Here is a 26,330-nt window from a genome sequence, read left to right on the forward strand (position 1 = left end):
CAAACGCTGGGGCAATTGAGTTAATGTCCGATCATGAGAAAGGGCGCTGCCTGCGCAACGCCCTGTCAATCAACTCGTTCAGAAAGCTAAGATCAGCTTTCGCCGCCTTCCTTGTAAACGCCTTGCTCTTTCAAAGCGTCAACAACCTCTTTCGGCATATATGTCTCGTCGTGTTTTGCAAGGATTTCAGTCGCTTCAAACACGCCATTCACGTAGGAACCCGTGCCAACCATACCCTGGTTTTCAGAGAACAAATCAGGCAGAACTCCGGTGAACGCCACTTTCACGCTTTCTCCGCCGTCGGTCACCGTGAAGTGTACCGTTTCACCCTGCCCCCGAATGATCGAACCCTCTTCGACCAGACCGCCAATACGGAACACTTCGGTCGGCTTTGGCGGTTCGGCGATTACCTGACTGGGCGAACGGAAAAAGTTGATGCCGTCCTGCAACGCATATCCAATCAACCCCGTGGCCATAGCGAGGGCCACGACAGCCAGCAGAATGACTTGGACACGACGGCGTTTCTTGAGCGTTTTCATTTCATCCTCATGGGAACAACGGGGCCATCATCAGGCCCGCGGTTTCATCCTCACCTAACATCAGGTTAGCGTTCTGCAAGGCTTGCCCACTGCTACCTTTTGTCAGGTTATCCAAGGCGCCAATAACGATGGTGCGGCGCTCGATCCGGTCGCCGACAACACCGATATGGCAGAAGTTCGAACCGCGCACATGGTGGGTCGATGGCGTTTCGCCAAACGGCAACATCTGTATAAACGGTTCATTTTCATAAGCATTGGCAAGCGTTTCATAAACGCTGGCTGAATCACCTTTAACATAGGTGGTCGCCAGAATGCCCCGGTTGGCAGGAATCAGATGCGGCGTGAACTGCACGTGCACAGTCCGGCCTGCCAGCGCCGAGAACTCCTGATCGAACTCACCCAGATGACGATGCGTGCCACCCACGGCATAGGCATTATAGCCTTCGCTAAGCTCTGCGTGCAGCAAGTTTTCCTTTAACGCCCGACCTGCGCCCGACACGGCACATTTCAGATCGAGAACGATATCATCCAGATCAATGACACCGGTTGAGATCAGAGGCCGTAGCACATACTGCCCGGTCGCCGCGTTACATCCAGTGCCAGCAACCAGCCGCGCCGTACGGATGTCATCCCGATAGAACTCGGTTAGGCCGTAAACTGCCTCTTCCTGCTGCTCCAAGGCGCTGTGCGGGTTGCCATACCATTTTTCGTACTCTTCCGGGTCACGCAGCCGGAAGTCTGCAGACAAGTCAATGATCTTCAGGTCATTCGGCAGGTCGCGGATGACCTCTTGGCTGGTTTTATGCGGCAAGGCGCAGAAACACAGGTCGATCTGTGAAAAATCAATCGCGGAGATTTTGCACAGGTTAGGCAAACTCATGTGGCGCAGATGCGGAAAGACCTGCGCCATCGACATGCCTGCCTTACGCTCAGCGGCCAGAGCGGTGATTTCCATGTTCGGGTGCTCGGCGATCAACCGCACCAGTTCGGCGCCGGTATAGCCGGAAGCACCCAGAATTGCGATTTTATGGGTCATGTCAGACCTCTTCATTCATAGTGTCACATGTCACGACCGCCGATGTGACGGTCTTCGAATAAAGTAGAGTGCGCGGCTGCGTCCTTGACCTAAGTCAGGCAGCTTCGAACGTGATTTGTCGTCGGAGGAACTGCGTCGCCCGGTCACTGACAAAGGTCGGCTTTCCTGTGGTCAGAAAACCACCCTTACCATTGCCCTGCATGTTCGGGTGGCGCTCCAGATAGTCCGCCAGACTTTCGGCAACTAAGGCCCCCTGGCTGAACACCTGAACATCCGCGCCCAATGCGGCCTGAAATTCTTCTGCCATAAGCGGGTAATGCGTACAGCCAAGAATAGCGGCCTGAGGCTCGGGCATTTTGCGTTTCAATGCATCCACATGGCTGCGCACGAGCGCCTCGGCGAGGATCATGTCGCCGTCTTCGATCGCGTCTACAACACCGCCGCATGCCTGCGCCTCAACGTCCACGCCAATGGCGCGGAACGCCAACTCTCGCTGAAATGCGCGGCTAGAAACCGTGGCAGGCGTTGCAAACAGGGCCACATGTTTGACAGCAACCTCACGCGGTGGGCTGTTATCACCCCACTGCCGTTCGGTCAGTGCTTCGATAAGAGGTACAAAGACACCCAAAACACGTTTGCCTTCCGGCACGCCATCTTCTTGCATCCGACGCAGCGCCGCAGCGCTCGCGGTGTTACAGGCAAGAATCACCAGATCACATCCCCGGCTCCACAGGTCATAGACCGCACGGCGCGTTAGATCATAAATGTTCTCGGAGTCGCGCACACCGTATGGCGCATGAGCACTATCCGCGTAATACAGAAAATCCACGTCCGGCAGACGTTTCTGCGCGGCGTCAAGAACGGTCAGACCGCCCAAACCAGAATCAAAAATGCCTACTGCCATTTGCCCCTTTAGGCGCGATGCCGTTCCTCGAATTCATAGCCGTAGTCATAAGACTTCAACGGCGTCGGAGACAGCTCATACGTGGCTTTGCGCAAGAAATCCATCATCTTGCGCGTATCCTTGGCCAGCGGGTCCAGAACGTCACGGCCAATGGGCTCTCCGACCACCACTTTGACCGGCGTATCCACACGTTTTTTGAACTCTTTAATCAACAGCCCCATGCGCAGAGTGCTGTGCAAATGACTGGCAATCTGGAACAAACGCGAAGTATGGCCATCGAAGAAAACCGGAATAACCGTCGCGTCCGACTTCGCCACCATACGTGCTGTAAAGCCCCTCCAACCCGGATCCATCGGATGCGAGAAGGGTCTTGCCCCCGTGCTGACCGTACCGCCGGGGAAAATACCAATTGCCCCACCCTCGCTCAGGTAATTCAGCGCAGTTTTACGGGTATCCAAGTTCAACTTCACCGCCTCTTTCGTGTCATCAAACGAGATCGGCAGAATAATCCGGTCCAGATCCTCGGCTTTACGGAATACATGGTTCGCGAGAATGCGGAAATCGCCACGCGTCTGAGACAGCATGTGCCCCAACATCATCCCGTCGAGAATGCCATAAGGATGATTGGCGATCAAAATCAGAGGCCCGTTTCTTGGTATGTTCGACAGCGACCCGCCGACCACGTCCAGCGACAGACCATATCTGCCAACCATCACCGACCAGAAATCTTTCCCCTTGGCGACTTCTTTTTCGTACCCATCCGCGCGCTTGATCAAACGCAAGCGGCCCGTGGCGTTTTCCATCACTTTGATCACCATCCGCCCGCTTTTGGTCTCGGCGGAATGGGCGTAGGAAATGTCACGAGCGACATGACGGCGCGAGGGCATTCGAATCTCCGAGGTTTGTTGCCTGCAAATTATGTGCAGGCAGCAATTTTGCCTAGGTTTAGTGACAAGCCCGTGACGAATTATTCCGCCGCGGCGCGCAATTCCGGCCCTCCGCCCCTTATGGTTGCCAGCAATTCCTCACGGCGTTTGGCTGCTTTGGCCTCATTCGCCTGCAACACTGGTCCGAACCCGCGAATATCCAATGGCAACTGCGCCAATGCAATGACCGCGTCACGCGTATTAGGCGTAACAAGAGGCGTTATCTCCTTGATATCACGCTCATATTGCTTGATCAAAGCACGCTCCATCCGCCGTTCTGGGCTGTAACCGAAAATATCCAGCGGTGTTCCGCGCAGAATTTTCAGCTTTGCCAAAAGCTTCATCGGCTTCAGCATCCACTCCCCAAATGCGCGCTTGCGTGGCCGCCCGTCCGGTCCGGTCCCTCCAAGGATGGGCGGAGCCAGATGGAACGTCATTTTGAAATCCCCATCAAACTCGGTTGCCGCCTTTTCCCTGCTGTCTAGCATCAACCGGGCGACTTCATATTCATCCTTATAGGACAGCAGCTTATGATACCCTTTTGCCACGGCTTCGCGGATGGCTTCATCTTCGAACGTCTCCACCATCTTACGGTAGCGTTTCGCCAGACGTGCACTTTGGTACGCGGTCAGATGCTGCGCGCGGAAGTCGATTTTTTGTTCCAACGTTTTCGGCATGTCGGAAACATTAGGCTCAAGAATTGTCGCGACTTCTTGCGGATGCAGAACCGCCCAGCGTCCGATGTCGAAGGCACGCTTATTTCGCTCAATCGCGGTTCCGTTTAATTCGATGGCCTCGACAATTGCTTGATGACTAACCGGCAACAGGCCCCGTTGCCACGCCGCGCCAAAAACCATCATGTTCGAGTAGATCGAATCCCCCATCACTGCGCGCGCCAGTTCAGTGGCATCGAACATGGACAATCCGTCTTTCAATCTCGCCTGCAGGGCAAGTTCTAACCGGTCCCCCGGAATTCGGAACTCAGTATCGCGGGTGAACTCTCCGGTGACGATCTCATGGTTATTGACGACTGCACCGGTTTGCCCGGTGCGCGTCAGACCCAGTGTCTTAGCCCCAGCCGAGACAACCAGGTCGCCACCAATCAGAGCATGAGCCTCGCCTGTAGCCACTCGAATCGCACTGATATCTTCTGGCTTGTTTGCCAAACGGCAATTGATGTGCACTGCACCACCCTTTTGGGCCAGCCCGGCCATTTCCATCATGCCAGCGCCCTTGCCGTCGATCTGCGCCGCCTGCGCAAGTATTGCGCCCAATGTCACCACCCCTGTGCCACCAACCCCGGTGATGACGACGTTATGAGTGCCTTTGATTTCGGGCAGAACAGGATAAGGCAGATCTGGTAGATCAATATCTGTCGTCGCCTCCTTGCGGATTTGCGCACCTTCCAAAGTAACAAACGATGGGCAGAACCCGTTTAGGCAAGAGAAGTCTTTGTTACAGCTAGACTGATCAATCGCACGTTTGCGGCCAAGTTCCGTTTCCTTGGGCACGATTGAGACGCAATTCGACTGCACACCGCAATCACCGCAGCCCTCACAGATGTCAGTGTTAATGAACACGCGCTTATCGGGGTCCGGAAAAGTCCCACGTTTGCGTCGCCGACGTTTCTCGGCTGCGCAGGTCTGAATGTAGACAATTACAGAGACGCCCTCGATTTCACGAAACCGCTCTTGCACTCGCATCAACTCGGCGCGCTCGAATGTTTCGATACCAGAGGGCAGATCCTTGAAGTTTACGTCTTCCTTTTCGTCATAAACCACGGCGACATGCTGTACGCCCATGGCTGTGACTTCGGCCACAATACGCTCTGCCGTCAGCCCGCCTTCATTTTCTTGCCCGCCGGTCATGGCAACCGCGTCGTTGAACAGGATTTTGAACGTTATATTCGTACCCGCCGACAAGGCGGCTCGAATTGCCTGCACACCCGAGTGGTTGTATGTCCCGTCTCCAAGGTTCTGGAACACGTGCTTCGTGGTCGAAAACGGCGCCTCTCCAACCCAATTCACGCCTTCGCCACCCATCTGGGTGAAGCCTGTCGTCTCACGATCCATCCACTGAACCATGTAGTGGCAACCAATCCCCGCGTAGGCGCGGCTGCCTTCCGGCAACCGGGTCGAACTGTTATGAGGGCAACCCGAACAGAAATACGGCAAGCGCGTAGCGATTTCCTCGGCATTGTCTGCTCGGCGCGCCTCGGACAGCTTTTGCAAACCCGCGCGAATGCCATCGGTCTCACGACCCTCTTCGATCAGGATTTCACCTAGTTTTTCGGCGATCATATTCGGGTCAAGCGCGCCACGGGTTGGGAACAGTTCCTCGCGGTGCAGAGTCCCCGCTCCGCCCTTGTACCAACCATAGACACGGCGACCCCGGCGGTCATCAAAGATAGCCTCTTTGACTTGAACCTCGATCAATTTTCGCTTTTCTTCCACGATCACAATAAGGTCCAGCCCCTCGGCCCAATCGTGGAAACCCGTCATATCCAACGGAAAAGTCTGGCCGATTTTGTAGGTAGTGATCCCCAACCTCTCGGCCTCTTCAGCGTCGATATTCAACAGCGACATCGCATGAGACAAGTCCAGCCAGTTTTTACCTGCTGCGACAAACCCGATTTTTGCACCCGACTTACCCCAAATGCGCTTGTCCATTTTATTCGCGTGCGAAAACGTCTCTGCAGCGAACCGCTTGTAGTCGATGATCCGCCCTTCCTGCAGGTGCGGGGTATCGCCCAGCCTGATATTCAATCCCCCTTCAGGCATATCGAATTCTGGCGTAATCAGTTTCATGCGGTCGAAACTGCCGTCCACAACCGATGTGACCTCGATCGTGTCCTTCATTGTCTTCAGACCGACCCAAAGCCCTGAAAACCGACTGAGCGCAAAGCCGTAGATGCCGTAATCCAGAATCTCCTGCACCCCGGCCGGGCTGACAACCGGCATATACATATCGACCAGAGACCATTCAGACTGATGCAAAACGGTGGAGCTTTCTCCGGTATGGTCGTCGCCCATAGCCATTAGAACCCCGCCATGTTTGGCGGTGCCAGCCATATTGGCGTGGCGCATCACGTCGCCAGACCGGTCAACCCCCGGCCCTTTGCCGTACCATAGGCCAAACACGCCATCATAGCGCCCATCCCCGCGCAATCCCGCTTGCTGACTACCCCATAACGCGGTGGCGGCCAGATCCTCGTTCAAGCCGTACTGAAAGGTCACGTCACTTTCAGTCAGCTGCTTTTGAGCGCGCGTCATCTGCAGATCCACGGCACCCAACGGAGACCCGCGATAGCCAGTTACCAATCCTGCAGTGTTTAGCCCTGCCTGCGTGTCCCGCGCCTTTTGCATTAGCATCAGGCGGACGAGCGCTTGCGTTCCATTCAATAGAATGGGGTTCTTTTCCAAATCGAAACGATCATTCAGAGATATTAATGGCTGACTCATCAGACGCCTCCCGTCGTCAGATTAGTGTGCAATTTACACTCTATTTTAGGTCATAACTTCTGACCTGCATAGTGTTTATCCCCTGAATCCTAAGGATTTCGGTGTTTGATTGTAGAAGTTGTCACCTATTTCATATAGGCAGTCCGAAAGATAACGAAAGTTGCGGCGATGGATTGGGACAAGCTTAGGATATTTCACGCAGTGGCAGACGCAGGCAGCCTGACGCATGCGGGCGATAAGCTTAATTTGTCACAATCGGCCGTGAGCCGCCAAATCAGAGCGCTGGAAGAGTCGCTTGATTCGACCCTTTTTCACCGCCACGCGCGCGGTCTGATCCTGACCGAACAGGGAGAGCTGCTTTTCGACGCGACATCCGCGATGTCCAAACGCTTGGATGCCGCCGCCGCGCGTATCCGCGACAGCGAAGAAGAAGTCTTTGGCGTCTTGCGCGTCACAACCACATTTGGCTTTGGGACCCTATGGCTGGCCCCGCGCCTGCCAAAACTTTATGAGCAATACCCCGATCTAAACATCGATCTGATGCTTGAGGAACGCGTGCTGGATCTACCCATGCGCGAAGCTGACGTCGCGATACGGATGAAAGAGCCCAGCCAGGCCGACCTTGTCCGCAAACGTCTGATGACCGTTCAGATGATGCTGTATGCAACGCAGGAATACATCGAAACACATGGCGGCATGCTTAAATCACTGGATGAGATTTCAGAACACAGGCTGATCTGTCAGACACCTTCGGCACCGCAAGTGGGTGCCAGTGCGGCGATGGTGCGGCATCTGATGACGTTTAACCCAGGTTCTTTGCTGACCGTGAACAATTATTTCGGAGTTCTGCAAGGAGTTCTGCACAATTTGGGCATTGGGGTCCTGCCGAACTATGTTACCAGGGATTTCCCGCATTTGGTCCCGATCCTGTCGGATATCGAAACAGCGGACGTTCCCGTGTACCTCGCCTACCCAGAAGAGCTGCGCCATTCCAAACGCGTCGCCGCATTCCGGGACTTTGTTCAGGACGAGATTATCGCGCAGCGCAAGCACTTGAAACAGATGGGGAAACTGTAGCTATGCACAACCAGCATAGCGGACATGACCTGCAATCGGCCTGAAACATCTTGATCGTTTAACAAGTGATCCCTAAATGAGCACTCGAAGGCGGTGATGCTGAAACGCTCATCATCTTCATACCTCCCTGTTGGACTATGGCCGAGCTTAGTGCTCGGCCTTTTTTTTGGCCAATCGGCAACGCGCGTAGTGCTGGACTGGTAAAACATCTGGGAAACTCGGGTACTTAGACCTATGATCACATAAAAATCACGAAGACTTGTGTTCGAGGACAGATTCGATGTTTCACCCCCTTCGCCTATTGGCGGCGATACTTTCAGTTATTTGCCTTTCCGGACCGGTGCTCGCGCAAGAAGGCACCACCAGTTCGACGGGCGCAATCACCATTCCCGAAGACCTGACCCCTGAACAAGTTGACGATCTGGTCGCCCGCATGTCTGACGATCAGGTCCGCGCTATCCTGCTAGAGCGTTTAGACGCGGTCGCCGAACAGCGCGCTGCTGAAGCAGCCGACCGTGAAGACCCCATCAAGGAAATCAATGCGATTTGGGAAGCGATGGTGGCTTCATGGACCCACGTCGTAGTCACGGTTCCGAATATCTTCAGCGCGCAGGCTCATGCGGTCGAGAATTTTGTAGGTACCTTTGGAACGCAGGGAACGTTCGTTCTCATGGGGTTGGTCCTGAGTGTTCTAGTCGTTGGCTTCATCGCGGAAAAGCTATTCTATCTATTCACCCGCAGATGGCATAGTCAGGGTAGTGGCAGTGAAGAGAATGACCTCTGGGGCGCCGCCAGATACCTATTCCGCCGCTTCTGTCGAGAAATTGCCGGGTTGGTGGTGTTTTACGTTGTAATCCGCGCGTTGGGGCGCGGGTTGCTGACGACCGAACAACTGACCTATGCCGCACCTTTTGTCCTCTACCTGATCTGGGTCCCACGTCTGGGCGCGGCTGCCTCGCGCTTCGTTCTGGCCCCGAACCAACCTCGATATCGGCTTGTCAACATTGACGATCATTGGGCAAAATTCCTGCACCGCAATCTGATTGGACTCTTGCTCTTGATTGGGTTGACACTGTTCATCGTTCATTTCAACCAACTCAACGGGATCACCGGGCGAGAAACACGGATTGCTTTCTGGCTCAATGGTGCGATTCACATCTATATCGGAGTTATTGCCTGGAAAGCCCGCGAAGGGCTGTCGCAGATGATGCTGGGCACCGACCCGGATCGCACGAAGTTCGACGAAGAAGTCGCGTACTACTACCCTTATTTCGCTATCGGTGTGTCAGCGGTGATTTGGCTGCTGGTTGAGTTCCTCGCCGCCCAACGTGATCCGGTGTTGCGTGCCCTGCTGCTGCAAGGTGCTCATTTCACTACGATGTTCTGGCTGCTGATTGCGCCAGCGCTAGATACTCTGATCCGTGGTTTGGTGCGTCACCTGCAGCCGCCGATGCTGGGCGAAGGCCCAGTCGCCGAGCGCGCATATAAATCAACCAAACGCAGCTATATTCGTATCGGCAGGGTTCTGGCAGGTATTCTTGTCATCCTGATGATTGCTAACGCATGGGACCTGGATCTGCAGGAAATCGCGGGCGGAGGTGAAGAGTCCGGCAGCAGATTGATTCAGTTCTTCATCATCATCGCCGTCGGTTACATCTTGAATGAGCTTGTCTCGCTGTGGATCAACCGTCGTCTCGCGAAAGAACAGACTGCGGCCGATCAAAGCCCTGACGAGGAAGCCGGCGAAGGCGGCGGCTCGGGTGGCTCGCGCTTGGCTACGGTCCTGCCCCTACTTCGTGTGACCGCGCAGGTCGCCATCGCAGTCATCTTTGTCCTGCTGGCACTTGGAGCACTGGGCATCAATATCACTCCGCTTCTGGCCGGTGCCGGTGTGCTGGGTCTGGCCATCGGCTTTGGCGCTCAGAAACTGGTGGCGGATATCGTCGGTGGTATCTTCTTCCTTGTGGATGATGCATTCCGCGTTGGAGAATATGTCGACGTTGGCGGCACAACTGGTACGGTCGAGAAGATTTCGATCCGTTCCATGCAGCTGCGCCACCACCGTGGTCCGGTGCACACCATTCCCTATGGCGAGATTCAAAAGCTGACCAACTACAGCCGCGACTGGGTCATCATGAAGCTGAAATTCACTGTGCCCTTCGACACTGACCCCAACAAGGTAAAGAAGATCTTCAAGAAGATCGGCGCCGAGATGATGGAGGACGAAACGCACAAAGATGGTTTCTTGCAGCCCTTTAAATCTCAGGGTGTTTTTGACTTTGACGACGTCGGTATGATTATCCGCGGCAAGTTTATGGCAAAGCCGGGCAAGCAATTCACCTTGCGCAAGGAAATTTTCAACCGGGTCAAAGCCGCGTTCAAAGAAAACGGAATCGATTTTGCCCGTCGCGAGGTGCGCGTTGCGATCCCCGGCCTGGACGAAGCGGAACATCTGACCGAAGAACAAAAAGCCGCAGTCGGCGCGGCGGCTGGAGAGATTGCCAATCAGCAAGCCGAGCAGCAAGAGCAAAAACCCGGCTCTGGTCACGGCGCGCCGAAGTAAAAGACGCAACCGAAACCAACTGCAGGCCGCCCGTCACACCCGTCGGGCGGCCTTTTTCTGGTCAGATGGCCACAGGAAAGCGTCTGACCCCGGTCTTAACCCTTTCCACCAGCGCGCCCTTGCCCTAAAAGGCGCGCAATCTCGGCCCACTTGGACACAGGACAGAAGATGCAAGAGCCCGCAATCACACCCGATCTGATCGCCGCACACGGGCTCAAGCCCGACGAATACGACATGATCCTCGAGATCATCGGGCGTGAGCCGACCTTCACCGAGCTTGGCATCTTTTCGGCCATGTGGAACGAGCACTGTTCCTACAAGTCATCCAAGAAGTGGCTGCGTACCCTGCCCACCTCGGGGCCTCAGGTGATCTGCGGACCGGGTGAGAACGCGGGTGTGGTCGATATCGGTGACGGTCAGGCCGTGGTCTTCAAGATGGAAAGCCACAACCACCCGTCCTACATCGAACCCTATCAGGGCGCGGCGACCGGCGTGGGTGGTATCCTGCGCGACGTCTTCACCATGGGCGCGCGTCCGATTGCCTCGATGAATGCTCTGTCGTTCGGAGAGCCCGGCCACCACAAGACCCGCCAGTTGGTCAACGGCGTGGTCGAAGGCATTGGCGGCTATGGCAACTGTTTTGGCGTGCCCTGCGTCGGTGGCGAGGTTCGCTTTCACCCGGCCTATAACGGCAACTGCCTTGTAAACGCCTTCGCCGCTGGTCTGGCCGACAGCGACAAGATTTTCTACTCGGCGGCTTCGGGCGTCGGGATGCCGGTCGTTTACCTAGGCGCAAAAACCGGCCGTGATGGCGTCGGCGGTGCGACCATGGCCTCGGCTGAATTCGATGATACCATCGAGGAAAAACGCCCAACCGTTCAGGTCGGCGACCCCTTCACCGAAAAGCGCCTGATGGAGGCGACGCTGGAGCTGATGCAAACCGGAGCCGTGATCTCGATTCAGGATATGGGTGCTGCTGGCCTGACCTGCTCCGCGGTGGAAATGGGCGACAAAGGTGGTCTGGGTGTCCGCCTTGATCTGGAAAACGTTCCGCAGCGCGAAGAGAACATGACCGCCTATGAGATGATGCTGTCGGAATCTCAGGAACGTATGCTGATGGTGCTCAAGCCCCAGCTCGAAGCTGAGGCCCGCGCTGTGTTCGAGAAGTGGGACCTGGACTTTGCCATCGTAGGAGAAACGATTGCCGAAGACCGTTTCCTGATCGTCCACAATGGCGAAGTTAAAGCCGACCTCGTTCTGTCGAAACTGTCTTCGACCGCACCGGAATACGACCGCCCGTGGGTGGCGACACCCGAGGCAGAAGAACTGGCAGAAGTGCCTCAGATCGATCCGATCGACGGTCTGCGCGCTCTGCTTGCCTCACCCAATTATGCGGGTAAACAGTGGGTCTATGAACAGTATGACACCATGGTTATGGCAGACACCGCGCGCACGCCGGGTTTGGGTGCTGGCATGGTTCGCGTGCACGGCACCGATAAAGCACTGGCTTTCACTAGCGATGTGACCCCGCGCTATGTGCGTGCCAACCCGGTAGAGGGCGGCAAGCAGGCGGTGGCCGAAGCCTACCGCAACCTGACTTCTGTCGGGGCTAAGCCGCTGGCAACTACCGACAATCTGAACTTCGGCAACCCCGAAAAGCCTGAGATCATGGGCCAGTTTGTCGGCGCCATTCAGGGTATCGGCGAGGCCGTTGCCGCGCTGGACATGCCGATCGTCTCGGGCAACGTCTCGCTGTATAACGAAACAGATGGTCAGGCGATCCTACCGACCCCGACCATAGGCGCGGTCGGCCTGCTGTCTCACACCGATGAGATCATTGGCAACGAAGTCCGCGAGGGCCACGTGGCTCTGGTCATCGGCGAAACCAACGGCCATCTGGGCCAATCCGCCCTTCTGGCTGAGGTCTTCAACCGCGAAGACGGCGACGCACCGCATGTCGATCTGGATGTCGAAAAACGCAACGGCGAGTTCATTCTTGCCAACCGTGAGATGATCAAAGCCTGTACCGATCTGGGCGACGGTGGCCTTGCGCTGGCCGCGTTCGAACTGGCCGAGGCCGCAGGCGTGGGTGTTCACCTCGACGATGCTTCGACCGAATTCTTATTCGGGGAAGACCAGGCCCGCTATCTGGTTGCCTGCAACTTCGATCAGGCCGAGGCATTGATGATTGCGGCCGGTCAGGCCGGCGTTCCGCTGGTCTCGGTCGGCCGTTTCACCGGCGAGACAGTGAAGGTTGGCAATTCCGAGGCTTCGCTGGAAGAACTGGCTGCAACATTCCGCAACAGCTTTGCCGAGGCCGTTGCCTGATTACAGGTCAAAACCGAATTACGAAACCTGCGTCCCGATAGGCGCGGGTTTTGTCGTTTTCAGACCTCTTTCACACCCTTGCGCGCCCCGGCTTGGCGCTCTACATCTTGGGAAAGACCATCAGGAGTAACCTACATGCCGATGAGCGCCCACGAAATCGAACACCTGCTGCGCGAAGCCTTTCCAGATGCGGAAATTCAGGTCGGCGGGCATGACGGCGTACATATGTCCGCCATGGTCGTGGACGAGAGCTTTCGCGGGAAAAACCGGGTTCAGCAGCAACGTGCAGTCTATGCAGCGTTGAAAGGCAAGATGGACGGCCCAGACGGAGAGCTTCACGCGCTGGCGTTGACTACGAAAGTACCCGAGTAATGGATCTAGCAATTGGCATTGCTGGCATTTTGGCAGTGATAATGCTTGTTGCTTTTTTAGCGCGTAGTCGCGCGAAACTTGATCCGAAACCAAAACGAGGCATTCACCCAGGTCAGGGTGACCAGATGATTAACGCCAGTTACGACTCAGGTGGGCCTGGCGGTGGCCACGGAACAATCATTCGTGTACCTAAGGATCCCCAAGAGTATACCAAGGCGATGTCACCCAAGAAATGAGTAGCTGGCTGTTTTGGATAGGTGTACTCGCAACATTGATTGTTGCCGCCGCGCTGATCGAAGCCTATGTGAAACGCAATCGGAAACGTAACCTCGCCGATATGCGTCCGGACCCGGACAAGATCAGCAAAGTCGGCGGCATCGAAAGATACGGGCTGGATCCGCTGGCGCTGGCGCAGGCCGAACACCGACGGTTGGAGGAAGAAGGATGGTCCTCTGACCCGTCACAGAATGAAACGACCGCCCCGGATGCGGGTGAAGAGGACAAGCAAGATGAGCGACGTTAAAACTCAGATCGACGAAACCGTTAAAGCCAACGACGTGGTGCTGTACATGAAGGGTACTAAGGAAATGCCGCAGTGCGGGTTTTCATCCCGTGTGGCAAGCGTTTTGAACTATATGGGTGTCGAATACACTGATGTGAATGTTCTGGCCGATGACGATATCCGCCAGGGCATCAAGGACTATTCCGATTGGCCGACTGTTCCCCAGCTCTACGTCAAAGGCGAGTTTGTCGGTGGCTGCGACATCATCACTGAGATGACCTTGTCGGGCGAACTGGACACACTGTTTGACGAAAACAAAGTCGGCTACAACAAGGATGCAGCCGACAAAATTCGCGAAGCGAACGCCTGATCAGCGGCTGACGCAGCTGTCTAAAATAATCTGCTCACTGGCGGCATCTTCACCTGCCGCCAGATAGCTTACCGTCGCGTCCCAACCTTTGGAACGTAGGAAATACGTCCCTTCCCCACCACTGGATTCATAGCGAATACCAGAGCCACTTTCGACCTGACGCAGCGTGACCAACTGATTATCCACCATCATCGCAGCAGCACTGGATCCGTCCGATCCATTAAAATAGGCGATTTGCAGTGGAGCGTCATTCTGGCAAATGAAAGTAACCGGCAGGATGTCAATTTCAGCCAACGCCGCGCCGCCGACCAATGCCAGAACTGCGGCACAGGCAAGCGATTTCACTGCCTTCATCGCGCAGACCTTTCTTCAACCACAGAAGCCAAGGCCTCAGCCCGCGCAGCCAATTCCGCCAGGGTATCTGTAACCGAAGGTGGCACCACGGCAACTTCGATCCGCTCCGGCTCGGGCTGCGGCATATTTCTAAGGGTATGCAGTTCGGCTTCAACCTCGGCAAGTTTCGCCTCCAGCGCCATGATCCGATCTTCAGTACCAGCCGCCTTGTCGGCCAGCATCAGACCGGCCATTAACAGCATCCGCGACTCCGGCATCCGGCCGATTTGATCGGAAAGCACTTGCGCCTCGTCATCCAGCATCTTGGCGGCCGAGTGCAGGAACGTCTCTTCCCCCTCCTGACACGAGACGTCAAACCCGCGCCCGCCGATTTGAATGGTCACTTCGGGCATTATTCAACCTCTCCTTCCGCCAGTTTCGCCTTGGATAGCAAGGGTTCCAGTCGAGCCAGCACTGCATGCGCCTCGGCCGCGTCCGTTGCCTGAGCGGCGCGTGTCGCCTCAAGCTCTGCCACAGTGGCACGGTTCAGCAGTTCAGCATCTGAAATTCCTTCTGCAGCCGCCGCCCGCAGTTCATCCACGGATTGACGCAACTGCTCATTAGCCTTGCGCATCCGTTGCAAATCATCATCCAAACGTGACATCGCAGCCCCATGGCTAGAGCGTTCAGCGCGCAACATATCCAGTTCGGCGCTCAACTCTGCCACACGCTCACTGTCAGCCAATTCTGATCGCAGACGCATGTTTTCCGCTTGAATGTCCTGCGCTGAAGCAACTGCAGCCGACAGTTGAGCATTCTCGGCTTTTAGTGCCTCAAGCTCGTCCTGGTTTTCCAGAGCTTCCTTGGCTGCTGCCAATTCGGCACGCGCGGCTTCCACGGAAGCTAGCCGGGCGTTGGCTTCGGCTAATTGTTCGCGCAGCGAACCTTTTTCAGGATCGTCCACAGGCGCCGTCCGCAGGCTTTCCATATCAACGCGCATTGCGCTGACTTCCTGTTCGTGACGATCCTTCAATGCTTTCAGGCGCTCTTCCAATTGTGCATTGGCGACGCGTTCGTCATCCAGCGCGGCACGCAATGCGTCGTCTGCACCCCCGCCGACCGGAGCAGTATCCCTCAGCGCTTCCACGCTGGTCCCGATCCGATCCATTGCGGCAACGATACGGCGCTGTAATTCTTCGATCTGGCTCATGCCCCTGCCACCTCTTTATCAAGGTTCGTTCGTTTCCCGGCTTTGTCCGAATCAACATAGCCCGGGTCTTGGCCTAGTCTAACCCAACGGGACGGAAAATACCCACTGTTTGCTTTCAACAACTTGGGCTGTTTTCTTGATCCAGTAAACCGCTGATACGCCCGGTTCTGCTTGCACTTTGGGGGGTGGATGGTATTGAGCCCGCAATCTGCTTGTAATCCAAAGGAACAACGCCCGTGGACCTGACTGCGCTGCGCAATGCCAACCCCGAACACTGGGACAAGGCTGCGGCCATCCGCACCCTGACCCTTGACGCCGTCGCCGCCGCCAATTCCGGCCATTCCGGTATGCCGATGGGCATGGCCGACGTTGCAACAGTGCTGTTCGAAAAGCACCTGAAATTCGACGCCTCGGCCCCGAACTGGCCCGACCGCGACCGGTTCATCCTGTCGGCGGGTCACGGCTCGATGCTGATCTATTCTCTGCTCTATCTGACCGGCCACTCCGATGTCACGCTGGACGAGATCAAGAACTTCCGTCAATTGGGCGCAAAAACCGCAGGCCACCCAGAAAATTTCCTGGTCGAAGGGATTGAAACCACCACCGGCCCGCTGGGTCAGGGCATCTCGAACGCTGTGGGCTTTGCCATGGCCGAGGAAATTCAGCGCGCGCATTATGGCAAGAAGGTCGTGGATCACTACACCTACGTAATCGCGGGCGACGGTTGCCTTATGGAAGGCGTCAGCCAAGAAGCAATCACCCTGGCCGGCCGTCATGAGCTGAGCAAACTGATTGTTTTCTGGGACAACAACAACATCACCATCGACGGCACCGTCGATATGGCTGACCGCACCGATCAGGTGCGCCGTTTTGCAGCCTCGGGCTGGCATGTCATCGAAATCGATGGCCATGATCCCCAGGCCATCGACGCTGCCATCGTTCAGGCGAAAAAGTCCAACAAGCCAACCATGATTGCTTGCGAGAGCCACATCGCCCTGGGTCACGCGGCGCAGGACACTTCGAAGGGTCACGGCGCTCTTACCGATCAGGAGCAGTTGAAGGCGGCAAAAGAAGGCTATGGCTGGCCGCATGACGCGTTTGAAATCCCCGCGAATGTTAAATCCGCATGGGAAGCCATCGGTGCCCGTGGAGCAGCCGAGCGCGCCGCATGGGAAGAGCGTTTCGCGCAAATCTCGGAACGCAAACAGGCCGAGTTCAACCGCGCCTACGCCTTCGAAGCGCCCAAGAAACTGGCCGGTGCTATCCGCGCGTTCAAGAAACAGGCCTCGGAGGATCAACCGAAACTGGCCACCCGCGCCTCGTCTGAAAAGGTTCTGAATGTCGTGAACCCGATCATGACCGAGACCGTTGGCGGCTCGGCTGACCTGACTGGTTCGAACAACACAAAATCGGCCGATATGGGTGTGTTCCTGCCGGAAAACCGTAAAGGTCGCTATATCCACTACGGTATCCGTGAACATGGCATGGCCGCTGCGATGAACGGTATGGCTCTGCATGGTGGCATACGCCCCTATGGCGGTACCTTCATGGCCTTCACCGACTATGCTCGTCCGTCGATGCGTCTGGCTGCGCTGATGAAAGTACCCTCGGTCTTTGTGATGACCCACGACTCGATCGGTCTGGGTGAAGACGGTCCGACTCACCAGCCGGTCGAGCATCTGGCGATCTCGCGCGCAACGCCGAACACCTATGTGTTCCGCCCCGCCGACACGGTTGAGACCGCCGAGGCCTGGGAACTGGCGCTGACCTTCAAAGACAGCCCTTCGGTCCTGTCGCTGACCCGTCAGGGCGTTCCGACCGTGCGAACTGAACACAAAACCAAGAACCTGACCGCGCAAGGTGCTTATGTGCTGGCTGATGCCGAAGGCAAACGTCAGGCCATCCTGATCGCCACCGGCTCTGAAGTTTCGCTGGCGATGGAAGCCAAGGCAATGCTCGAGGCCGAAGGCATCGGTACACGTGTCGTATCCATGCCCTGCATGGAACTGTTCGCACAGCAGGACGAAGCATACCGCAAACGCGTCCTTCCCGGTGGCCCAGTCCGCGTCGGGATCGAAGCTGCCGTGCGCGCCGGTGGCTGGGATCGCTGGCTTCTGGGTGAGCGTGGCCGCGAAGCCAAGGCTGGCTTCATCGGCATGTCGGGCTTTGGCGCGTCTGCTCCGGCAGGTGAGCTGTACAAGCATTTCGGCATCACCGCCGAGGCGACGGTTGCCAAGGTCAAGGAACTGCTGGGCCTGTAAGCCAATCACAAAGAATAAAGCAAAGGGCGGCTTTGGCCGCCCTTTTCCTTTTGATTTCAGTGTGTTTCCGATTTGTTGAAAAGCGGTAGGATCACTTTGGTTCCAACGGGGATCAGTACCAATCCCCATACCAATCCGAAGATCCCATCCATCGTGGCCTTAGAGATCCACTCTACTGCGCCGACCCATTGATCGGAAACCGAATGACCGATGGCATAGGCCCAGTCGTGGATGTGGTGCCCCAGCCAGCCAAAGCCCAATACCTCCATTCCATGAATGACAATCGACCCACCAACCCATAGCATCGCCGCTGTGCCGACAATGGACAGGGTCTTCATCACCGTTGGCATTGCCTTTACCAATCCACGCCCTAAACCGCGCCCGACGGGTGTTGGCGCGTTCTGCGCCAGATACAGCCCCACGTCATCCATCTTCACTATCAGCGCGACCGATCCATAAACCGCAACTGTTACACCGATGCCCACGACCGCCAGCGTCGCGGCCTGCATCCACAGATTGGGGGCCTCGATGGCCGCCAGCGCAATGGTCATGATCTCGGCCGACAGGATGAAATCGGTCTTGATCGCTCCCCTGACCTTCTGCTCCTCCAGATGACCAGGGTCGCGCACGTTCATGTCTTCTTCGATTGCGTGGCTGCCATGTGGAAAGAGGACGTGGAATATCTTCTCAGCCCCTTCAAAACATAAGTATGACCCGCCCAACATCAGCAGCGGCGTGATCAGCCACGGAGCGAAGTTGGCCAGCAACAAAGCCACCGGCAGCAGCAACACAATCTTGTTGAACACCGAACCTCGCGCAATACGCCAGATGATCGGCAGTTCGCGCGCCGGCGCAAAGCCCTGAACGTATTTAGGAGTAACCGCCGCATCGTCGATAATCACACCCGCCGTTTTTGCCCCGGCCTTTCCTGCCGCCGCAACGACATCGTCCACCGACGACGCCGCGACCTTGGCAATCCCCGCCACATCATCCAAAAGGGCCAAAAGACCGCTCATTGCGCTTCCTTTCCTGTCACCTGCCGCATCCGGACCCTACCCGATCTCACGGCTAGCGCAAGCGTTAGCGCAATCGCGTTAGGTTTGCGCTAACACCTTAAAAATATGCCGCTTTTGCTCTTTTGAGATTGCGGATTCACCGCTATATGGCCTGCAACGCAAGCGCATCTGGAGACGTCATATGACCATCAAGGTCGGTATCAATGGTTTTGGCCGCATTGGCCGCTGCACCCTATCGCACATTGCTGCGTCAGGCCGTAACGACATCGAAGTGATCAAAGTTAACGCGACCGGCCCGCTAGAGACCTCGGCGCACCTGTTGAAATATGACAGCGTCCACGGTCGTTTTCCGCGCGATGTGACCATTAACGGCAACACCATGGATCTGGGCCGCGGCCCGATGGAGATGTTCTCGACCTACGACATGAACGAACTGGACTGGGAAGGCTGCGACGTCGTTCTGGAATGCACCGGTAAGTTCAATGACGGCATCAAGGCGAAAACTCACTTAGAGCGAGGTGCCAGCAAGGTTCTTCTGTCCGCACCTGGCAAGAATGTTGACAAGACCATCGTGTTCGGAGTGAACCACAACACTCTGACAGCAAACGACAACATGGTCTCGAACGGCTCCTGCACCACCAACTGCCTCGCTCCGCTTGCCAAGGTTCTGGACGAAGGTATCGGCATCGAAAACGGCATCATGACTACGATCCACGCCTATACCGGCGATCAGCCGACACTGGACCGTCGTCACAGTGATCTGTACCGCGCCCGCGCCGCCGCCATGTCGATGATCCCAACTTCAACCGGTGCAGCAAAAGCGCTGGGTGAGGTTCTGCCGAACCTGAAAGGTCGTTTGGACGGCTCTGCGATCCGTGTTCCAACGCCGAATGTCTCAGCTGTTGACCTGACCTTCCGCGCCTCGCGCGACGTCACAGTAGACGAGGTCAACGAGATTGTCCGCGAAGCCGCACAAGGCCCAATGCAGCGCGTTCTGGGATATGAGCCCGCACCGCTGGTTTCGACCGATTTCAACCACACCGAAGAAAGCTCGATCTTTGCGCCGGAACAAACTCGCGTTGTTGATGGTCGTCTGGTTCGTGTTCTGGCGTGGTACGACAACGAATGGGGCTTCTCGGTTCGCATGGCAGACGTCGCCGTTGCGATGGGCCGCCTTAACTAAGAGTTGTTTGAAATATTGAACCTCTTTGCCCGCTCAGGTTATCTGGGCGGGCAATTTTGTTCGGGGCCACTATGACCAACCAAATCGCAATCTGGCTTGGCTTCCTGATCCTTGGCGCTGTCGTTGTCGACTATGCGGTCTTTGGGCCCGAGCATTTGATCTTCCTCGGGAAAAAACTTTACGCCTTTCTGGATTGGCTCGCCTTCTGGCGCTGAATGAAGTTTTGCTTGACATTTCTGCTCATCTATCATTGTTAGCGCTAACTTTATTCAAACCGACACTCGGACGGAGCGCATCATGACACTCAAGCTGGCAATCAACGGATTTGGTCGTATCGGGCGGGGTGTACTGCGTGCGGTCATGGAAACAGGTCGTACAGATGTGGAAATCGTTGCCATCAACGATCTGGCCAAACCCGAGATGAATGCGCATTTGTTCGAGTTCGACAGTGTGCATGGCCGTTATCCCAACAAAGTAACCCTATCGGACGCTGGGCTGGACGTGGGTACTGGCCCGATCCGTTTGACCAGCGAACGTGATCCCGAGGCGCTGAACTGGTCAGATGTGGATGTGGTTCTAGAATGCACCGGTGTGTTCAGAACTCGCGAAACTGCTGAACGTCATTTAAAAAACGGCTCCAAAAAAGTGCTGATCTCGGCCCCTGCCCGCGGTGACGGAGCGGTAAAAACAGTTGTGTTTGGAGTGAACGAAAACGAGTTGACCGATGCGGATACAGTTGTATCGAACGCATCCTGCACGACCAACTGCCTTTCGCCGGTTGCCGCTGCATTGGATGCAGGGCTTGGCATCGTCCACGGAAACATGACCACCGTTCATGCCTATACCGCCAGCCAGCCTGTCCACGACACGGCAGGCAAAGATCCGTACCTGTCGCGCGCAGCCGCTTTATCGATGATTCCGACAACTACCGGAGCCGCCGCCGCCGTTGGTCTGGTTCTGCCGCAACTTGCAGGGAAATTGACCGGTCAGGCCATCCGTGTTCCTACGCCTAACGTATCAGTCGTTGATCTGGTAGTCGAAGTATCGCGCCCGACCACAGAGGATGAGGTCAATGCCCTGTTCGTAGGCGCGGCTGCCAAGATACCAGGCGTATTGGCTACTGAAGACCGCCCGCTGGTATCTATGGATTTCAACCACGACTCACACAGCTCAACCGTGTCACTAGCAGAGACCAAAGTTACAGATGGCACGCTGGTGCGCGTGCTGGCCTGGTATGACAATGAATGGGGCTTTTCGAACCGGATGCTGGACACTGCTGCCGCGATGGGCGCCTTAACCTAACCGTTCGCGCAGAGCGGTGTAGACGCGGGGCGTGACGAATTTGGATACGTCCCCGTCCAATCGAGCGATTTCTTTCACCAGTTTCGAGGCGATGGCCTGATGCCGAGCCTCAGCCATCAGAAACACGGTTTCGATGGAATCATCCAAAGCACGGTTCATTCCAACCATCTGGAATTCATATTCGAAATCGGCCACCGCGCGCAGCCCGCGCACGATAATCTGGGCACCTACATCTCTAGCACAGTCGATCAACAGGTTTTCAAAGGGATGAGCGATAATTTCTGTCCCGGTCTGCTCGGACAAAAGGGCACATTCTGCTTCGATCATGGAGACGCGTTCCTCTAGGGAAAACAGCGGCCCCTTGTCACGATTGATGGCAACCCCAATCACAAGCTTATCAACCAAAGCCGAGGCGCGGCGAATGATGTCTATATGACCCAGAGTAATCGGGTCAAAGGTTCCGGGGTAAAGACCAACCCGCATTACGCTCTCCTGCGTCGTGAAATTTCCGCGCCAGCAAACATAACTTTGCCATCGGTGCAAGAGGCAGCTAAGCAGCCGACCCTATTCAGTGCCCCATTATCATGCCTTCCAAGGCATCTTTTTCCATGGCCAGTTCGGTTAGCTGCGCCTTAACCACGTCGCCGATGGTCACAATACCAACCAGTTTTCCTTCCTCTACAACCGGCATATGGCGAAATCGGCCTTCGGTCATGCGGGTCATGACATCTTGAACTGTTTCCTGGCGCGTTACCGTGACCAACTCTCTGGTCATATACTCCGAGACCGGATGGGCTAAGCAACCGCTACCGCTGGCTGCAAGTTCGCGAACAATATCTCGCTCTGACAGGATACCTGCTGCGGTTTCGCCACCATCCTCAGAAACGACTACTGTACCGATCCGTTTCTCAGCAAGGATCTTCGCGGCATCGGATACCGTCGCCGAAGGTTCAACCGTCACAACGCCTTCTGCTGCCTTGGATTTCAGAATGGCCTGAACGAGCATGAAGAACACCTCCGAATTAGTAAACTTAACCAAAGCGTTGCGCGATTAAATCACCCTGTCAAGCGTTCGCATCGGCTTCAAGCCGCGCAACTTCGTCACGGATTCCATGCGTTAACGCCTGGGCAAAGCGGTTCAGGCGCTCATTCCTTTGGTCACCCTGATGCCGGACAAGGTAAAAACTTCGCGTCAAACTCACTTGATCCGTCAGTATTTTCCGGAGGTCTGGGTGGAACGGCAAAGTAAAGTCATGGGCAACACATACACCTATGCCAAGGGACACTTGCCGCAGTTGGACCGACACCGAATTCGATGCAAGCGCGACACGGTCAATGCCGATGTCGCTAAGGTAGTCCAATTCCTGATCGAAAATCATGTCGGGGATGTAACCAATCATCCGATGCCCCTTCAGATCGGAAGTTGATTTTATGGGGCCATGACGATCCAGATATTCCTTTGTGGCGACCAAATGCAGTTTGTAGTCGCTGACTCTCTTGACCAGAAGTTTACCAGCAGTGGGTGCACTAACGGTAACGGCCATGTCGGCCTCGCGCCGCGACAAGTTAATGATCCGGGGCAGAGCCAGAATCTGTATGTCCAGGTCCGGATTTGCGTCACTGATTTTCGCACAAATCTGTGGAAGCAAGTAATTCGCGCTGCCATCCGGCGCACCGATCCGAATTTGACCACTCAGCGACTTGGTCGACCCCGCCACGGCACCCTCAGCCGCACGCATTGATTCTTCGGCCTGCAAGGCATGGTCCATCAGACGTTCTCCCGCCGCAGTAAGGACATACCCTTGCTGGGATTTCGTAAACAGCGAGGTATCCAGGTTTGTCTCCAGCCGGGCAACGCGCCGTCCGACAGTTGCCGGGTCGATCTTGAGGATACGTCCTGCCGAGGACAGGCTTTCCTCGCGCGCGACGGCCAGAAAAATCCGCATATCATCCCAATTTGGGCCCATGACTACCCTTTGCATTTTTGCAGTACTCTTTTGAAACATTGCCTCTGTTCGTGGGATTTCTGCAAGCCTATTCTGGCCGCAACTTATCGGAGGAGTTTCCAATGCAAGACCTGACCCATTTCCTGAACGGCGAACAAGTGGCTGGCACATCTGGTCGGTTCGACGATGTATTCAACCCGGCAACCGGCGAAGTACAGTACAAATGCCCAATGGCAAGCGCGGACGAAACTACCGCTGCCATCGAAAGCGCAGCAGAAGCGCAGGTTGCCTGGGGCAAGACCAACCCGCAAAAACGTGCGCGCGTGATGATGGCCATGGTTGGCCTGATCAACCGCGACATGGAGAAACTGGCCGAAGCGCTGAGCCGCGAGCATGGCAAAACCATCCCCGACGCTAAAGGCGACCTACAGCGTGGTCTGGAAGTGATCGAATACTGCGTCGGCGCACCCCAGATGCTGAAAGGTGAATTCACCGACAGCGCTGGCCCCGGCATCGACATGTATTCCATGCGCCAGCCGCTGGGCGTTGTAGCCGCGATCATGCCGTTCAACTTCCCGGCCATGATGCCGCTGTGGCACGTAGGTCCGGCACTGGCCTGTGGCAACGCTGTTATTCTGAAACCGTCCGAGCGCGCGCCTTCGGTTCCGCTGATGCTGGCCGAATTGTTTGTCGAAGCTGGTCTGCCCAAGGGCGTCTTCCAGGTCGTCAATGGCGACAAAGAGGCGGTTGATACCCTGCTGGACAGCGAAATCATTCAGGGCGTCGGCTTTGTTGGTTCGACCCCGATCGCGCAGTACATCTATTCGCGGGCAACAGCGAATGGCAAGCGCGCGCAATGCTTTGGCGGTGCAAAGAACCACATGATCATCATGCCCGACGCCGACATGGACAAGGCAGCTGATGCGCTGGTCGGGGCCGGTTTCGGTGCCGCAGGCGAACGTTGCATGGCAATCTCGGTGGCTGTACCCGTTGGTCAGGAAACTGCAGATGCGCTGATCGAAAAACTGATCCCGCGTGTCGAAAAGCTGAAGGTTGGCCCCTATACCGCAGGGAACGACGTGGATATGGGCCCGGTTGTGACAGGTGCCGCCAAAGAGCGCATCATGGGCCTGATCAACTCGGGCGTTGAGCAAGGCGCCAAGCTGGTTGTCGACAACCGTGACTTCAGCCTGCAAGGCTATGAAGATGGCTTCTTTGTTGGCCCGCACCTGTTTGACCATGTCACAACCGACATGGACATCTACAAGCAGGAAATCTTTGGTCCGGTTCTGTCCACTGTGCGCGCTGAGACCTACGAAGAAGCGCTGAAACTGGCGATGGACCACGAATACGGCAATGGCACCGCGATCTTTACGCGCGATGGTGACACTGCACGTGACTTCGCCAATCGGGTCAACATCGGCATGATCGGCATCAACGTTCCGATCCCAGTGCCGCTGGCCTACCACACCTTCGGTGGGTGGAAGAAGTCGATGTTTGGTGACCTGAACCAGCACGGTCCGGACAGCTTCAAGTTCTACACACGCACTAAGACGGTCACGTCGCGCTGGCCGTCGGGCATCAAGGAAGGTGGCGAGTTCAGCTTTAAAGCAATGGACTGATCCACAACTTCAGCCAAACAGATCAACCCGGCCTTGCACAGGCCGGGTTTTTTTAGGCAATGCATCGCCAAAACTGACAGCTTCACAACAAATTCACTCGGCAGACCCTAGAAATACGGGGCAATGACCAATAATTTACTGGGAAATTATTACTCGAGCAGATCCTGAACTGGAGGCCAATTTGTCAAATTCCCGAATGACTCGTCGCTCTGCTTTGTTGGGCGCAGCTTCCCTTGTTGCGACGCCTGCCTTGGTGCGCGCGCAAAGCATCGATGCTTTCCCGCAGGATGAAGAGGCCATCAGCACACAGTTGCCCGTACGCCGGAACGTTTCTTCATTTTCACAGCAGAACTGGCAGGACCACTTTGACGAGTTGGGCGTTGGCTGCCTGTTGGCCGATATCACCAGCCGCGCGGTGCATTACTGGGGGTCTGATGGATCGTATAAACTGTATCCCAGCTCTGTCCCTATGAGCGAAGAACTCACAAAACGCGGCTATACCAAGGTTGTTCGCAAAGCAGAGAATCCAACTTGGACGCCAACTGCGTCCATGCGCGAACGTGACCCTACCCTACCTGTACGCATGGAAGGTGGCGATCCCGGCAACCCGCTGGGCACCCGCGCCATGTACCTAGATTGGCCTGCCTATTTGGTACACGGCACCCATGATACGCGCAAAATTGGACGTCAAAGCTCTTCGGGCTGCATCGGGCTGTACAATCAGCATGTCGAGGAACTTTATCCTCTGGTCCAGATCGGAACGCAGGTCAGATTGGTCTAACGAACAAAGCCCCGGTGATTGTCACCGGGGCTTTTTCTTCGCGGGCTTTGATTTTATTCCGGAATAATTACGGCATCGACTACATGAATTACGCCGTTGCTCGTTACGATGTCAGCCTGAACAACTTCGGCGCCGTTGACCTTCACACCATTCTTGGCATTCACGCTGAGGCGGTCGCCTTGAACGGTCAGAACCTTTGCGCGTTTGCCAGCGATATCACCGGACATCACCTTGGCGGGAACCACGTGATACGTGAGAATCTCAACCAACTGGTCTTTGTTTTCAGGCAAAAGCAACGTTTCCACCGTGCCCTCTGGCAGCGCGGCAAAAGCTTCGTCTGTTGGGGCAAACACAGTAAACGGGCCGTCGCCCTTCAGAGTGTCGACCAATCCGGCGGCCTGCACGGCGGCGACCAGTGTATTGAAGGATCCGGCCGAAACGGCGGTATCGACGATATCAGCGGCTTGCGCTTTGACAGGTAGTGCAAGGGCAAGTGCGGCGGCGGCTCCGATGAATGTGCGACGGAACATGGCTGTTGTCTCCTCTCCAGCTTGTTACGGAAAGGGATACGGGCATTTTTCCGCAGCGGATCACTCTG

Annotated in this window: 25 protein-coding genes; 12 read left to right on the forward strand and 13 right to left on the reverse strand. The window is 56.0% G+C overall.

The window, feature by feature from the left end; all coding sequences use genetic code 11:
* Nucleotides 1-92: 92 nt before the first annotated feature.
* The 5 genes from ccmE to GOW93_RS01185 all read right to left on the reverse strand — a co-directional run bounded on the left by ccmE (nt 93) and on the right by GOW93_RS01185 (nt 6,866).
* A complete protein-coding gene (gene ccmE / locus GOW93_RS01165; RefSeq protein ID WP_170381236.1) occupies nt 93-539 on the reverse strand; it encodes a cytochrome c maturation protein CcmE in 447 nt (148 codons plus the stop codon).
* 7 nt (nt 540-546) lie between these two features.
* Entirely contained in the window at nt 547-1,575 is a 1,029-nt protein-coding gene (argC, locus tag GOW93_RS01170; protein WP_170381237.1) for an N-acetyl-gamma-glutamyl-phosphate reductase, read from the reverse strand.
* A 94-nt stretch (nt 1,576-1,669) separates the two neighbouring features.
* On the reverse strand, nt 1,670-2,479 hold the full coding sequence (gene murI, locus GOW93_RS01175; RefSeq protein ID WP_170381238.1) for a glutamate racemase: 810 nt from the start codon (nt 2,477-2,479) through the stop codon (nt 1,670-1,672).
* Between the two features lie 8 nt (nt 2,480-2,487).
* On the reverse strand, nt 2,488-3,366 hold the full coding sequence (locus tag GOW93_RS01180; protein ID WP_170381239.1) for a lysophospholipid acyltransferase family protein: 879 nt from the start codon (nt 3,364-3,366) through the stop codon (nt 2,488-2,490).
* 80 nt (nt 3,367-3,446) lie between these two features.
* A complete protein-coding gene (locus tag GOW93_RS01185; protein WP_170381240.1) occupies nt 3,447-6,866 on the reverse strand; it encodes an indolepyruvate ferredoxin oxidoreductase family protein in 3,420 nt (1,139 codons plus the stop codon).
* Nucleotides 6,867-7,034: 168 nt separating this feature from the next.
* Here GOW93_RS01185 and GOW93_RS01190 point away from each other — a divergent pair, with 168 nt between their 5' ends.
* The 6 genes from GOW93_RS01190 (at nt 7,035) to grxD (ending at nt 14,078) form a co-directional block, all read left to right on the forward strand.
* Nucleotides 7,035-7,943 carry a LysR family transcriptional regulator gene (locus GOW93_RS01190; protein ID WP_170381241.1) on the forward strand — a complete coding sequence of 303 codons (909 nt, stop codon included), beginning with the start codon at nt 7,035-7,037 and terminating at the stop codon, nt 7,941-7,943.
* A 280-nt stretch (nt 7,944-8,223) separates the two neighbouring features.
* Nucleotides 8,224-10,506: a mechanosensitive ion channel family protein gene (locus tag GOW93_RS01195; protein WP_170381242.1), complete on the forward strand. Its 2,283-nt coding sequence runs from the start codon at nt 8,224-8,226 to the stop codon at nt 10,504-10,506.
* A 168-nt stretch (nt 10,507-10,674) separates the two neighbouring features.
* Nucleotides 10,675-12,834, forward strand: a complete 2,160-nt coding sequence (purL, locus tag GOW93_RS01200; RefSeq protein ID WP_170381243.1) for a phosphoribosylformylglycinamidine synthase subunit PurL — start codon at nt 10,675-10,677, stop codon at nt 12,832-12,834.
* A gap of 135 nt (nt 12,835-12,969) precedes the next feature.
* The gene (locus GOW93_RS01205) at nt 12,970-13,206 is read left to right on the forward strand and encodes a BolA/IbaG family iron-sulfur metabolism protein (RefSeq protein ID WP_155147029.1); all 237 of its coding nucleotides are present in this window, start codon (nt 12,970-12,972) and stop codon (nt 13,204-13,206) included.
* Between the two features lie 232 nt (nt 13,207-13,438).
* Entirely contained in the window at nt 13,439-13,729 is a 291-nt protein-coding gene (locus tag GOW93_RS01210) for a hypothetical protein (RefSeq protein ID WP_170381244.1), read from the forward strand.
* On the forward strand, nt 13,716-14,078 hold the full coding sequence (gene grxD, locus GOW93_RS01215; protein ID WP_170381245.1) for a Grx4 family monothiol glutaredoxin: 363 nt from the start codon (nt 13,716-13,718) through the stop codon (nt 14,076-14,078). Before GOW93_RS01210 ends, grxD begins: the two co-directional genes overlap by 14 nt.
* Here the strand turns inward: grxD and GOW93_RS01220 are convergent, their stop codons facing one another.
* From GOW93_RS01220 to GOW93_RS01230, 3 genes are read right to left on the reverse strand one after another with little or no spacing between them, the layout of a single operon-like run.
* Nucleotides 14,079-14,432, reverse strand: a complete 354-nt coding sequence (locus tag GOW93_RS01220) for an MliC family protein (protein WP_170381246.1) — start codon at nt 14,430-14,432, stop codon at nt 14,079-14,081. It lies immediately after the preceding gene.
* Nucleotides 14,429-14,824, reverse strand: a complete 396-nt coding sequence (locus GOW93_RS01225; RefSeq protein WP_170381247.1) for a cell division protein ZapA — start codon at nt 14,822-14,824, stop codon at nt 14,429-14,431. The genes GOW93_RS01220 and GOW93_RS01225 overlap by 4 nt, the downstream gene beginning before the upstream one ends.
* Nucleotides 14,824-15,621: a hypothetical protein gene (locus GOW93_RS01230; RefSeq protein WP_170381248.1), complete on the reverse strand. Its 798-nt coding sequence runs from the start codon at nt 15,619-15,621 to the stop codon at nt 14,824-14,826. The genes GOW93_RS01225 and GOW93_RS01230 overlap by 1 nt, the downstream gene beginning before the upstream one ends.
* A 236-nt stretch (nt 15,622-15,857) precedes the next feature.
* On the opposite strand from GOW93_RS01230, the gene tkt reads away from it, so the two are divergent.
* A complete protein-coding gene (tkt, locus tag GOW93_RS01235) occupies nt 15,858-17,882 on the forward strand; it encodes a transketolase (RefSeq protein WP_170381249.1) in 2,025 nt (674 codons plus the stop codon).
* A 56-nt stretch (nt 17,883-17,938) separates the two neighbouring features.
* Here the strand turns inward: tkt and GOW93_RS01240 are convergent, their stop codons facing one another.
* A complete protein-coding gene (locus GOW93_RS01240; RefSeq protein ID WP_170381250.1) occupies nt 17,939-18,898 on the reverse strand; it encodes a DUF808 domain-containing protein in 960 nt (319 codons plus the stop codon).
* A 181-nt stretch (nt 18,899-19,079) separates the two neighbouring features.
* Here GOW93_RS01240 and gap (GOW93_RS01245) point away from each other — a divergent pair, with 181 nt between their 5' ends.
* From gap (GOW93_RS01245) to gap (GOW93_RS01255), 3 genes are all read left to right on the forward strand, one after another.
* Nucleotides 19,080-20,081 (forward strand): type I glyceraldehyde-3-phosphate dehydrogenase, encoded by a 1,002-nt coding sequence (gene gap, locus GOW93_RS01245; RefSeq protein WP_170381251.1) that lies wholly within the window; start codon nt 19,080-19,082, stop codon nt 20,079-20,081.
* Between the two features lie 71 nt (nt 20,082-20,152).
* The gene (locus GOW93_RS01250; protein WP_170381252.1) at nt 20,153-20,296 is read left to right on the forward strand and encodes a hypothetical protein; all 144 of its coding nucleotides are present in this window, start codon (nt 20,153-20,155) and stop codon (nt 20,294-20,296) included.
* A gap of 82 nt (nt 20,297-20,378) precedes the next feature.
* Complete coding sequence (gene gap / locus GOW93_RS01255) at nt 20,379-21,383, forward strand: type I glyceraldehyde-3-phosphate dehydrogenase (RefSeq protein WP_170381253.1); 1,005 nt, start codon at nt 20,379-20,381, stop codon at nt 21,381-21,383.
* Here gap (GOW93_RS01255) and coaD read toward each other — a convergent pair.
* The 3 genes from coaD to GOW93_RS01270 form a co-directional block, all read right to left on the reverse strand.
* Entirely contained in the window at nt 21,375-21,866 is a 492-nt protein-coding gene (gene coaD / locus GOW93_RS01260) for a pantetheine-phosphate adenylyltransferase (protein WP_170381254.1), read from the reverse strand. The two genes, gap (GOW93_RS01255) and coaD, sit on opposite strands and share 9 nt — an antisense overlap.
* 85 nt (nt 21,867-21,951) lie before the next feature.
* On the reverse strand, nt 21,952-22,389 hold the full coding sequence (locus tag GOW93_RS01265; protein WP_170381255.1) for a CBS domain-containing protein: 438 nt from the start codon (nt 22,387-22,389) through the stop codon (nt 21,952-21,954).
* A 58-nt stretch (nt 22,390-22,447) separates the two neighbouring features.
* Entirely contained in the window at nt 22,448-23,350 is a 903-nt protein-coding gene (locus GOW93_RS01270) for a LysR family transcriptional regulator (RefSeq protein WP_170381256.1), read from the reverse strand.
* Nucleotides 23,351-23,451: 101 nt separating this feature from the next.
* Here GOW93_RS01270 and GOW93_RS01275 point away from each other — a divergent pair, with 101 nt between their 5' ends.
* Nucleotides 23,452-24,951 carry a CoA-acylating methylmalonate-semialdehyde dehydrogenase gene (locus GOW93_RS01275; RefSeq protein ID WP_170381257.1) on the forward strand — a complete coding sequence of 500 codons (1,500 nt, stop codon included), beginning with the start codon at nt 23,452-23,454 and terminating at the stop codon, nt 24,949-24,951.
* A 196-nt stretch (nt 24,952-25,147) separates the two neighbouring features.
* Complete coding sequence (locus GOW93_RS01280) at nt 25,148-25,732, forward strand: L,D-transpeptidase (RefSeq protein ID WP_170381258.1); 585 nt, start codon at nt 25,148-25,150, stop codon at nt 25,730-25,732.
* Between the two features lie 53 nt (nt 25,733-25,785).
* On the opposite strand, the gene GOW93_RS01285 is transcribed toward GOW93_RS01280, so the two are convergent.
* On the reverse strand, nt 25,786-26,262 hold the full coding sequence (locus tag GOW93_RS01285; RefSeq protein WP_170381259.1) for a fasciclin domain-containing protein: 477 nt from the start codon (nt 26,260-26,262) through the stop codon (nt 25,786-25,788).
* Nucleotides 26,263-26,330: the final 68 nt, after the last annotated feature.

Source organism: Ruegeria atlantica, from assembly GCF_013032455.1.
Taxonomy (GTDB): domain Bacteria; phylum Pseudomonadota; class Alphaproteobacteria; order Rhodobacterales; family Rhodobacteraceae; genus Ruegeria; species Ruegeria atlantica_B.